The sequence below is a fragment of the Ignatzschineria sp. LJL83 genome, assembly GCF_054871845.1.
In genome coordinates this window covers 239,833-253,605 of record NZ_JBTXLY010000001.1, presented here as the reverse complement: position 1 = coordinate 253,605, position 13,773 = coordinate 239,833, and the positions used below count along the sequence as shown (strand labels likewise).

Genomic DNA, 13,773 nt, shown 5'->3' with positions numbered 1-13,773 from the left:
TCCTGAATTTCTTCAGAATGGTGTCTTAAAAAGAATAAGCTACATAGTACAAGTAGTTATGGTCTAAAAACCATATGCAAAACCAATACCTAAACCTACCTTATTCTGTGAGTCATATGAACCTTGTATTTTAATACGAGAATTCTCACCCGTTTTATAGGTCAATCCCATAGATATCGCAGATTGCCCATCATACGTTGCTGCTCCCATTCCAAATGAATATTTAGTACTTTCAATATAAGGAATTGAACTCATTGCCATCGCACTTGAAATACCCGCACTTGCAACTTTTCGGTTCTCTTGAACTTTTCTTTCAATATTATTAATACGAGTATTGTAATGATTTAAAGTGTTATTAATATGATTAATCTGTTGGGTATTACTTTCAACCTTCTGGTTTGTCTCCCACAACTGACCGCCATTTACAGCCTCTAAAGATCCTTTTTCAATCTTTCCATCTTTTACACCTGTAATCACTCTATCTCCAAAGTTAACTTTCGTATCAGCTTTTATATCATTATTCTGAGTCAGAATAATCTGATTATGTTCTCTATCTAAAGAAAATAATCCCCCACCATTAGCCGTAACAGAAGTTAATTGATTATTCAGATGATGTAATGCTCCAGAAATCGTTAGATCATCTTGCCCTAGATTAAACGTAGAATCAGGAATACTTACATACCCCTTATCATCTACCGTTACCTCTTTTCCTAGAATATTCGCTAAACTATCCATCGATCCATACAGCTGACTACCATTAATAGCATCTGATGATTCCTTATTAACAGCACCATCAGCAACTCCTGTTAAGGTTCTATCTTTCTCACCATTAGAAATATCAAAAGAGCCAGCATCTTTAGCATTCCCTAACGTGTTATCAACCACAATTGCTGTATTACCTGCTTTATCTTTTCCAATTTGGATTAATCCTGCGGTTCCATTGGTAATACCACCCACATTATTTTCAATATTCGTCACTTTATCACCAATATTTTTAATTTGAGTACTATTATCCGTCACTCGACCATCAAGATCTCCTAAGGCTGATCCGACATCTGTATGAGTCGTTCCATCTTTAAATACATATTCAGGATTTTTAAAGTTACCATCTTTATCTATCCCAGCGTTCCCACCCAATGAGCCTGCTATCGAGCCGATATTTGAAGTGTTATTAGCAACATTCTCATTGGTATCATGAAGTTGGCTTCCGTTAATTGCATCTTTAGAATCGGAACTGATCTTGCCCTCTTTAACACCTGTTAATGTTCGTGCATTTCCTTCAGAATCTTCAATATTAAAGATATTATAGGTTGTTCCTGCTAATGAATTATTAACACGAATCTGACCACCTTGAAGAATCATCAACCCACCCGTCCCATTATTAATAGAACTTACTCGATCATCTAAATCATATAATGCCGAACCAACATTGGTGTGTTTTATTCCACTTTTAAATTCATACTCAGGCTCTTTAATCGTGCCATCAGGATTTAACTGCGCACCGCCACCTAAACTATCTGCGATAGATTTATTCGTTACATAAAGTTGGCTACCATTAATAGCATCTGTAGATTCTAAGTTTACTAATCCATCAGACACACCGGTAATTTTACGAGTGTCAGCACCATTAGCGAGATTCAATACTTTCGCCTTACTCGCTAAGTCATTATCAATCACAAGCTCGGTACCATTTTCGTTTAATTGCAATAAGCCTGCTTTACCCTCTGTTACATTCGTTAATTGGCTTCCCACATATTCAAAACCCTTATAAACACTATCTAAGCTTTCCGTTGAATTTAATGCTCCTTGGTAATCTACGCCAGTGAGTTTACCTTCGGCATCAAATACCGCTGTTCCCCCAAAAGCTTCTGAAATCCCTTTTAAGCTCTCACCGGTTTTGTTTTCAAGATTGATGATATTTTTAGTGTTATTCGCAATATTGGTTGTATTCTCAAGAATATTTTTAGTATTATCTTCCACCGCAAGATTCGTTGCGTGAAGTTGACTACCATTAACCGCATCTGTTGAGTTATCGGCAATTAGCCCTTCACTCAACCCTGTTAAAGTACGAGTATCTTCAACTCCTGAAATATCAAATACATCCGCATTTTTTGCCAAAGTATTATCTAAAACAATCGTCTTCTCATCCTTACTTAATTGTACAAGACCTGCCTTACCGCCGGTAATATTGGTAATATTCTCTTCAATGTTGTTAATAGTCGTTGTATTCTTCGTTACTCGACCATCAATATTCGTGATCGCATCACCTACATTATTGTGTTCACTATTATCCGTGAGATGATATGTAGGCCCTTTAATGGTCCCATCTGGATTTAACTCGGCTTTACCGCCCAAACTATCCACAATAGATTGGTTCGTTGCATTGAGCTGGCTACCATTAATGGCATCTGTAGATTTTGCATGTACATCACCTTCTTTTACGCCAGTAATTTTACGCTCTCCTGTTTTGCCAGCGACATTGAAATCAAAATCTTCTGCTAAATTATTATTAAAGACAATACCGTTAACATTGCCTTCAGCATCTTTTGATAACTGTACTAATCCTTCAGTACCGTTGGTGATATTAGTAATATCCCCTTCAATTTTATTAATGGTCGTTGTATTCTCTGTCACTCGAGCATCGATATTGGTGACGCGTTTATCCACATTCGTCACACGACCATCAATATTCTCTAATGCCGAGCCCACATCATTAAATTCCCCATCGGCAAGATCATATTTTGGAGCAATAATTTGCCCTTTATCATCGATATCAGCACCGCCACCCAATAGTTTTGTGGATGCTTTTAACTGTGCAACATTGACTGCATCATTTAACTCGATGCCATTCGCTACACCTGTTAAGGTTCTATCTCCATCTTTCCCTGTGATATCCAAAATCAATGCATCTTTAGCTATAGCATTATCGATAATAAGCTTTGTACCGTCCTCATTCAATTTCAGCAATCCTGCTGTTCCTGCTGTAATGTTATTTAACTTGTCACCAACATATGCAAAGCCATCATAAACATTACTTATTGTTGAATCTGCTCTTAATGCTCCTTGATAATCCACACCGGTGAGTTTACCTTCAGCATCAAATACCGCTGTTCCTCCGAATGCTTCTGAGATCCCTTTTAAGCTTTCGCCGGTTCTATTTTCAAGATTCGTAATATTTTGAGTATTATTCGCAATATTAGTAGTATTCTCCAGAATGTTTTTAGTATTGCCTTCGACCACAAGATTCGTAGCATCCAGTTGGCCTCCTACATACTCAAAGCCTTTGTAGACGCTATCTAAGCTTCCTTCTGAGTTTAATGCCCCTTGATACTCTACGCCAGTGAGTTGCCCATCAGCATCAAATACCGCTGTTCCTCCGAATGCTTCTGAGATCCCTTTTAAGCTTTCGCCGGTTTTGTTTTCAAGATTCGTAATATTTTGAGTATTATTCGCAATATTGGTTGTATTCTCTAAAATATTTTTAGTATTGTCTTCCACCATAAGATTTGTCGCATGCAGTTGGCTACCATTAATAGCATCTGTGGAATCCACATCTAATACTCCATCAGTAACGCCTGTAATCTTCCGAGTTTCTGTACCATTCGCTAGATTCAATACTTTCGCCTTACTTGCTAAATCATTGTCAATCACAAGCTCAGAATCATCGCCACTTAATTGGAAAAGTCCTGCCTTACCACTGGTAATATTGGTAATATTCTCCTTAATCGTCGTGATTTTCCCTTCATTCACGGTCACACGACCGTCGATATTCGAGATAGTATCGCCAATCTCCGTAATCTCTCCGGTAATATTGGTAATATCCCCTTCAATCATCGTGATTTTACCTTCATTCTCAGTCACGCGTTCATTGGTTTCATGGAGCTGACTGCCATTAATAGCATCTGTGGAATCTGCATTGACTAATCCATTGGAGACACCTGTGATCTTACGTGTCGATACTATTCCACCTTCCTCATTTCTCTTAGCGACATTGAAAATATTAGCCCCAGATGCTAATACAGTATCAAAAACCAGTTGATTGTTATCAAGCTTCACTAATGGCGAACCTAATCCATTCATTCTTTCTGTTAAAAATGCAAAGCCCTCATAAACTGATGAGATCTTTTGACTGGTCTCGAAGGCCTTATTAAACTCTATGCCAAAAGAAACGCTCCCTTCGTCATTTATTCTGACAAGCATTGCTTCACGACCAATGGCGTTATTTATCGCATCGATTGTTGTATATAATTGATAACCTGCTACTGCCTGATAAGAATCCTTGGTGAGTTCTGCTGCTGCGATATTCTCTAACTTACGCTTAAGAGTATCATTCCCAAAGGAAACCGTATTCGTCGTCTTGGAAACAGAACCTGTTCCAATAGCAATAGAGTTGCTCGCGCTAGCTTCTGTTCCTGTACCAATAGCCATACTACCGGTTCCAGTAGCCTTACTATTATTTCCTATTGCAATAGAATTTTCCCCTGTAGCTTTACTCTCCGATCCTATAGCTATAGCCCTTGCATTGACAGCCGATTGTGCAAATGCATCTTTTCCTATCTGAATATAGGTGTCATTTAAAACTGGGGTTGAAAAAGGGGTAATCGGAGAATTCTCTTGGAATAGTGAGCTATCAACTACAAGGGAATTTACAGTAAACAAATCTGCCTTATCTTCTTCAGATTTTTCTTCTGATCCCATCTTCTCATCTGTTTTTTGTTCAACTTGTTGCTCTGCTACAAGATTCGTTTCTAAAATTTCTTCAGATGATAAAGTTGTTTCTGCATAGAGTAACCCCGGTGCTAAAGATGCACCAAGAAGCATTGCTAGCAATGCTGATCTTTTCTTAGCAGAAATCGTGATTATGGATTTACTACTTTTAGATTTTTTTCGAGATGCTAATTCAGACGCGACTACATATGTATTGCGAACATTACACCAAACGATTTTATATATTCTATTCATTGCCTAGTTCCTCTATCAAATGAATATTTCTAGACAACATGCTGATCTAGAACATTTTTTATTTTTTTTTGATAGAGATACTTTACTAACTAGATAATCAATAAAATGAAAGAGTTGTAAATCTATATTAATTAAATATTTACAATCACATCCTTTATAATCAGATATAAAAAATCCATCTTATCCCTAGATAAAATGGATTAGTTCATTGTTATTTATAATGATTAAATATCTATATTGTATATAATTTTTTATTTAAATTGAAGTTAAAACCCAATCGCAAAACCAATACCGACTCCCACTTTATTTTGAGAATCGTACGATCCTTGGATCTTAAATCGTGCATCCGTTCCTATTTTATAGGTTAACCCCATCGAAATGGCCGATTGCCCATCGTATGATGCCGCTCCCATACCAAATGAATATTTCAAACTTTCCATATAAGGAATGGAACTCATTGCCATCGCACTTGAAATACCGGCGCTCGCAACCTTGCGATTATCATGCACTTTTCTTTCAATATTGTTAATGCGAGTATTATAATGATTTAACGTGTTATTAATATGAGTAATCTGTTGAGTATTGGATTCGACTTTTTGATTCGTATCCCATAATTGCCCGCCATTAATAGCATCTGTGGAACCTTTTTCAACAGCTCCATCTTTAACTCCCGTAACGACTCGATCTCCAAAATTCACTTTTGTATCGGCATCAACACCATCTCTATCTCCGATAATAATCTGGTTCTTATCTCGATCTAGCCCAAATATTCCACCTTCACCAGCTTCCATCTGACCTTGCAGATACTTCAAAGCACCATCAATCGTTAAATCATCTTGCCCTAAATTAAACGTAGAATCAGGAACACTCACATATCCCTTATCATCTACCGTTACCCCCTTCCCAAGAATATCTGCCAAGCTATCTAAAGATCCTTTTAATTGTCCGCCATTAACCGCATCTGAAGATCCCTCTTTGATCTCTCCATCGGCAACGCCCGTTAAGGTTCTATCTGAATCCTTATTAGAGATATCAAATTTATCCGCACCACCAGCAATATCATTATCAATGACAATGGTCGATTTATCTTTATCCATTTGAATCAATCCAGAGCTTCCATCAGTAATACCATCGATTTTATCGCCTAAATCTTTAATTTTACCAGTATTATCTGCTACTTTATCCCCAAGATCTTTAACCGTATCTCCTAATCCATCAAGTCGATCATCAAGGTTTCCTAAAGCATCTCCGACATTATCGTACTCTTGCTTATCGCCATTTTTATCACTGAGTTCATACTTTGGCTTTTCAATCGTTCCATCTGAATTTACTTTAGAGCCTCCTCCTAAAGCATCGGCAATTGATTGATTACCATCATATAACTGACCGCCATTGATAGCCTCTTTTGAATCTTTCTCAACTAATCCATTAGCAACACCCGTCAAAACTCTAGCATCACCACTTCCACTTGAGAAATTAAAGATCATATAACGATCATCCGCTAAAGTATTATTCACTCGGATCTGTCCATTATTTAAAATAATCAAACCCGCTGTTCCGCCTTGAATATTATTAATGAGATCACTATTAGTATTTACTCGTGAGTCAAGATTCCCAAGAGCATCACCAACATTATTGAATTTACCATGTATATCAAAGTCATATTCCGGTGCTGAAATCGTACCATCTGCGTTCACTACTGCACTACCGCCTAATGCATCGGCAATCGAGGTATTGATCTCATGAATTTGGCTACCATTGACTGCATCACTAGAATCTTTCTCAATCAAGCCATCCTTAACCCCCGTGAATGTACGGGTTACAAGATTTCCATCCTTATCCTTTCCATTAGAAATATCAAAACTTGTGGCTTTATCCGCAATTGTATTATCGATTACAATTGTCGAGCCATTGAGCTGCACTAAACCCGCAGTACCCTTAGTAATATCCTGAATATCACCGGCAATATTGGTCACTCGTCCATCCACATTCGCTAATGCCAAACCCACATTATTAAAGCTTTCAGATTTACCGGTATCTTTATTTACTAAATTATAACTTGGTGCTTCAATGGAACCATCGGCATTGACCTTTGCGTCGCCTCCGAGAATTGTGGCGATAGAATCATTGCTGTTTTCTAACCGTATATTCGTATCCTTAATATCCTCTATATTTTTAGCAATATTGCTCTTGTTAGTATCGATATCGGTAATATTCTGATCTATAAGCGCCTTATTTTCCTCAATATTTTTTGTATTACCGGCAATGTTGTCGGTATTAATCTCAATATTACCGGCATTGGTATAAGTTCGATTACTCAGATCATCCAATGCGGTACCCACATTATTAAAGATTTTAGCGGTATCACTTTCACCGGTTTTATTGAGATCATATTTCGGTGCTGTGATATAGCCATCACCATCTAATGTAGAGCCACCACCTAGTGCATCTGATATGGTTTTATTCGTGGCATAAAGCTGACTGCCATTAATGGCATCTAAAGAAGATGCTTGAATTTTCCCTTTATCAACGCCGGTAAAGGTTCTTGCCTCACCATTATTGGAAATATCAAAATGAGTCGCTTTACCCGCAATTGTATTATCGATCACAATTGTCGAGCCATTGAGCTGTATTAAGCCCGCAGTACCCTTAGTAATATCCTGAATATCACCGACAATATTGGTCACTCGTCCATCCACATTCTCTAATGCCAAACCCACATTATTAAAGCTTTCAGATTGACCGGTATCTTTGCTCACTAAATTATAACTCGGTGCCTCAATGGAACCATCGGCATTGACCTTTGCGTCGCCTCCGAGAATTTTGGCGATAGAATCATTACTTTTTTCTAAGCGAGTATTCGTATCCTGTAGATCCGCCGTATTTTTAGCAATATCACCTGTATGAATATCGATTTGTGTTTTGTTGTCTGCAATATTAACGGAATTTGTAAACACTTGATCATCAATATATTCTAACGCAGAGCCCACATTATCAAACGGTCTACCAGAAAGCTTATACGACACCGTAACCTTCCCATCGGCATCTACAGAAGAGAAACCGCCAAGAGCCTTAGCAATAGAGTCACTAATATTATAAACTTGAGAACCATTAATAGCATCACTAGAACCGTTCTTAATTAAACCATCCTTAACGCCCGTGAGCATACGGGTCACAGGATTTCCATCCTTATCCTTTCCATTAGAAATATCAAAAATGTTCGCATCACCGGCTGTTTGATTATCAATCTGAATAATCGTTTCATTGTTACTATTTTTACCTAATTGAATTAACCCAACGCCACCCGATTTCAGGTTTGCAATATCATCTTTGTTAATCTGAATATTGCCAGCATTGATCTCAATATTACCGGCATTGGTATAAGTTCGATTACTCAGATCATCCAATGCGGTACCCACATTATTAAAGACTTTCGTCGAGTCTGTTTCGCCATTTTTATTGAGATCATATTTCGGTGCAGTGATATTTCCTTTTCCATCTAATGTAGAACCGCCACCGAGCGCCGCGGATACAGTGTTATTCGTCGCATAGAGTTGACTGCCATTAATGGCATCTTTGGAATCTTTCTCAATCGAGCCAGCGTCAACACCGGTAAAGATTCTTGCCGCACCATTATTGGAAATATCAAAATGGGTCGCTTTACCCGCAATTGTATTATCGATCACGATTTCCGAGCCATTGAACTGCACTAAGCCCGCAGTACCATCTTTGAATTTATTAATTTCTGTCGTATTGTTTGTAATATTGGTTTTATTGGCTTCAATATTAGTAATACTCTGATCTATGAGCGCTTTGTTCTCCTCAATATTTTTTGTATTACCGGCAATGTTGTCGGTATTAATTTTGATATTGCCGGTATTAATCTCAATATTATCGGCATTGGTATAAGCTCGATTACTTAGATCATCCAATGCAAGACCAACATTATCAAAGATTTTAGCGGTGTCATTTTCACCCGTTCTGTTCAGATCATATTCCGGTGCCTTAATATTCCCATCAGCATCGACTGTCGCTCCGCCTCCTAATAGCTCGGTTGAGGCTTTGAGCTGAGATACATTTACGGCATCATTTGATGCTTTTCCAATAGCAACGCCCGTTAATGTACGATCGCCAGTTGCGCCGGAGATATCGAAACTAGTCGCTTGATCCGCCATCTTATTATCAATAATGATGGTTTGTTTATCATCGCTCAGCTGCACTAAGCCTGCAGAGCCATCTTTGAATTTATTAATTTCTGTCGTATTGTTAGAAATATTGGTTTTATTGGTTTCAATATTAATAACATTCTGATCTATGAGCGCTTTGTTCTCCTCAATATTTTTTGTATTACCGGCAATGTTGTCGGTATTAATCTCAATATTATCGGCATTGGTATAAGTTCGATTACTTAGATCATCCAATGCGGTACCCACATTATTAAAGATTTTCGTCGAGTCTGTTTCGCCATTTTTATTGAGATCATATTTCGGTGCAGTGATATTTCCTTTTCCATCTAATGTAGAACCGCCACCGAGCGCTTCGGATACAGTGTTATTCGTCGCATAGAGTTGACTGCCATTAATGGCATCTTTGGAATCTTTCTCAATCGAGCCAGCGTCAACACCGGTAAAGATTCTCGCCTCACCATTATTGGAAATATCAAAATGGGTCGCTTTACCCGCAATTGTATTATCGATCACAATTTCCGCGCCATTGAACTGCACTAAGCCCGCAGTACCATCTTTGAATTTATTAATTTCTGTCGTATTGTTAGAAATATTGGTTTTATTGGTTTCAATATTAATAACGTTCTGATCTATGAGCGCTTTGTTTTCCTCAATATTTTTTGTATTACCAGCAATGTTGTCGGTATTAATTTTGATATTGCCGGTATTAATCTCAATATTATCGGCATTGGTATAAGTTCGATTACTTAGATCATCCAATGCAAGACCAACATTATCAAAGATTTTAGTGGTGTCATTTTCACCCGTTCTGTTCAGATCATATTCCGGTGCCTTAATATTCCCATCAGCATCGACTGTCGCTCCGCCTCCTAATAGCTCAGTTGAGGCTTTGAGCTGGGATACATTTACGGCATCATTTGATGCTTTTCCAATAGCAACGCCCGTTAATGTACGATCGCCAGTTGTGCCGGAGATATCGAAACTAGTCGCTTGATCCGCCATCTTATTATCAATAATGATGGTTTGTTTATCATCGCTGAGTTTCACTAAACCGCCGGTACCTAATTGCAGATTTTTAATCGCATCTTTGTTAATTTGAATATCGCCAGCATTGGTATAAGTTCGATTACTCAAATCATCCAATGCAGAACCAACATTATTAAAGATTTTCGTTGAGTCTGTTTCGCCACTTTTATTGAGATCATATTTCGGTGCCGTGATATTGCCATCGGCATCTAATGTCGTGCCACCACCTAATGCCTGCACTAAATATGAATGGGTTAAATATAACTGAGCTCCTGTGATTGCATACGTAGAATCAGAAGAGATTTCTCCTTTTTCAAGTCCTTTTAAATATCGAGCGGTTCCATCCGCCTTATCAATACTCATTCCAAAAACATGTTGATCAAAGTCTTTAGATATCCGAACAGCAACATTTGCCCCATCAGCAACTACTTGCATTACTCCGGCTTTACCCTCATTTAATCTCTTAATAGACACACTATTATCTAAAATATTTGTCTCATTGTTATACCCTCTAAAACTGAGATCTGCTAAAGCGGTACCTACATCACTAAAGATCCTATGAGCCTCATCTTCCCCCACATTATTAAGGTTATATTTCGGTCCTGTAATATTCCCATCAGCATCTAATGTAGAACCCCCACCAAGTGCATCTGAGACAGTTTTATTCGTTGTATAAAGCTGACTGCCATTAATGGCATCTAAAGAAGATGCTTGAATTTTCCCTTTATCAACGCCGGTAAAGGTTCTTGCCTCACCATTATTGGAAATATCAAAATGGGTCGCTTTATCTGCAATTGTATTATCGATCACAATTGTCGAGCCATTGAGCTGTATTAAGCCCGCAGTACCGTTCGTAATATCCTGAATACCACCGACAATATTGGTCACTCGTCCATCCACATTCGCTAATGCCAAACCCACATCATTAAAGCTTTCAGATTGACCAGTATCTTTATTTACTAAATGATAACTTGGCGCTTCAATGGAACCGTCGGCATTGACCTTTGCGCCACCTCCAAGAATTGTGGCGATAGAATCATTACTTTTTTCTAACCGTGTATTCGTATCCTGTAGATCCGCCGTATTTTTAGCAATATCACCTGTATGAATATCGATTTGTGTTTTGTTGTCTGCAATATCATAGGAATTTGTAAGCGCCTGATTATCAATAGCTTCTAACGCAGATCCCACATTATCAAACAATCCACCAGAAAGCTTATATATGGGCGCTGTTATCTTCCCATCAGAATCCACATAAGCACCACTGCCAAAAACATCGGCAATAGAGTTACTAATACCATGAACTTGAGAACCATTAATGGCATCTACTGAATTATCGGCAATTAAACCGTCTTTAACGCCGGTTAAGGTTCGCTGACTATCCTCATTCGATATATCAAACACACCTGCTTTAGCACTAATCATATTATCTATAAAGATAGTCGTTTCACCTGCTTTCTCACCCACTTGAAGCAAGCCGAGTTGTCCTGCAATGAACTGGTTTATCGAATTACTATTAAGGCTAATACCCGTTGTATTACTACCTACTCTTATATTGAGGCTACTCAAAGCATCACCAACATTGGTAAATTCCCCAACACCTAAAAATTTATAAGTAGGATTCAAAATTGTGCCATCAGATTTTACAGATGCACCACCGCCAAGAGCCTTAACGATGGAGTCACTAATACCATAAACTTGCGAACCATTAATGGCATCTAAAGAAGATGCTTGAATTTTCCCTTTATCAACGCCGGTAAAGGTTCTTGCCTCACCATTATTGGAAATATCAAAATGGGTCGCTTTACCCGCAATTGTATTATCGATCACAATTGTCGATCCATTGAGCTGCACTAAGCCCGCGGTACCATCTTTGAATTTATTAATTTCTGTCGTATTGTTGGTGATATTGGTTTTATTGGCTTCAATATTGGTAATATTCTGATCTATGAGCGCTTTGTTCTCCTCAATATTTTTTATATTGCCGGCAATGTTATCAGTATTAGTTTTGATATTATCGGCATTGGTATAAGAGCGATAACTCAGATCATCCAATGCAGAACCAACATTATCAAAGATTTTAGCGGTATCTTTTTCACCAGTTTTATTGAGATCATATTCCGGAGCTGTGATATTACCATCGGCATCCAAAGTAGCATCACCGCCAAATGCTTTGGCGATCGCACTATTACTTTCAAACAGCTGAGCGCCATTAATCGCATCTGTTGAATTAGAACTAACCGTTCCTGTTGTCAATCCCGTGATTTTACGTGTAGATACAATTCCGCTTTTTTCATCTGTATTCGATACATTGAAAACATCTGCACTAGATGTCAGTTCATCATCAAAAATAAGCTGATTTCCATCAAGAATCACAAGTGAATCACTTGATCCTAATCCATCTATTCTCTTTGTTAGATATTTAAAACCATCATTAACCGTTGGAATTACTATCTCTGCGCCTAAAGCTCTTGAAAAATCCGTGGCAAGGCTAACCTTCCCAGTCTGATCATCTACTGTGGCCAATATAGCCTCTATACCGATAACATTCTTAGTCAATCCATCAATCAACGAACGTAGTTGATAACCTATTACTGCATCAGTAGATGACTCTGTTAACTCTCCCCATTTTACATTAACTAACCTACGTTCATTACCTACCGTTCCAAAGGAAACAGTATTAGTCTTATTTGCAAAAGAGCCTGTTCCAATAGCAACCGAGTTTGTCGAGGTAGCTTTTGCGCCAGTACCAATGGCAATGCTGTCCGTCCCACTAGAAACACTTTCATTCCCCAAAGCTATAGAATTTGACCCTGTAACTTCACTCTTATGTCCTATAGCTATCCCTCCTGTAATCGGAATTACTGATGCCTCTTTTCCTATTTGAATATAAGTATCATCTAAAACTGAAGTTAGAATTACACTAGGATCTTGATCTGGATCTGGATCTGGCTCTGGCTCTGGCTCTGAAAAAGGTATAATTGTAGAAGTGACATTCACTAATGAGTTATCAATCATAAGGAAATTTAAATTGGAAGGACCTTCTACCAATTTCTCTTCCAAGTCTTTCTTCTCATCCTGCTTTTGTTCCACTTTTTGCTCTGCTATAAAATCTATTTCTACTGTTTCAGCATCTGGCAAGGCTGTTTCTGCATAGAGTAATCCCGGCGATAAAGATGCGCTAATAAGCATTGCTAACAATGCTGATCTTTTCTTAGCAGAAATCGTGATCATTGATTTACTACTTTTAGATTTCTTTCGAGATGCTAATTCCGACGCAACAACATACGTATTACGGACATTACACCAAATAACTTTATAGACCTTATTCATAGCTCACCTATAAAAACCGTAAATTTCAATACGACGGAATAGGTTTTTAGTATAAAAAGGATCAATAAAAACCTATCAAATCACACTATTTATTAAAAAACTAACAATACAGAAATCAATGAATATTTTATGAATTGTATTTACATTAATTTGTAATAATATAATATAATGATTAGATAATAATATATATATTGATTTTTGTAAATTTATTTAGTGCTAAGCTATCTGCCTTCAAAACAATAAAAGCGCATTAGAGAATATCTCC

At 37.8% G+C, this 13,773-nt stretch carries 2 protein-coding genes; both read right to left on the bottom strand.

Annotated features, from left to right (window positions below; all coding sequences use genetic code 11):
* Nucleotides 1-63: 63 nt before the first annotated feature.
* Nucleotides 64-4,962, bottom strand: coding sequence for an ESPR-type extended signal peptide-containing protein (locus ACYSN2_RS01030; RefSeq protein ID WP_461748392.1), 4,899 nt, complete (start codon nt 4,960-4,962; stop codon nt 64-66).
* A 266-nt stretch (nt 4,963-5,228) separates the two neighbouring features.
* The gene (locus tag ACYSN2_RS01025; RefSeq protein WP_461748391.1) at nt 5,229-13,508 is read right to left on the bottom strand and encodes an ESPR-type extended signal peptide-containing protein; all 8,280 of its coding nucleotides are present in this window, start codon (nt 13,506-13,508) and stop codon (nt 5,229-5,231) included.
* Between the last annotated feature and the right edge of the window lie 265 nt (nt 13,509-13,773).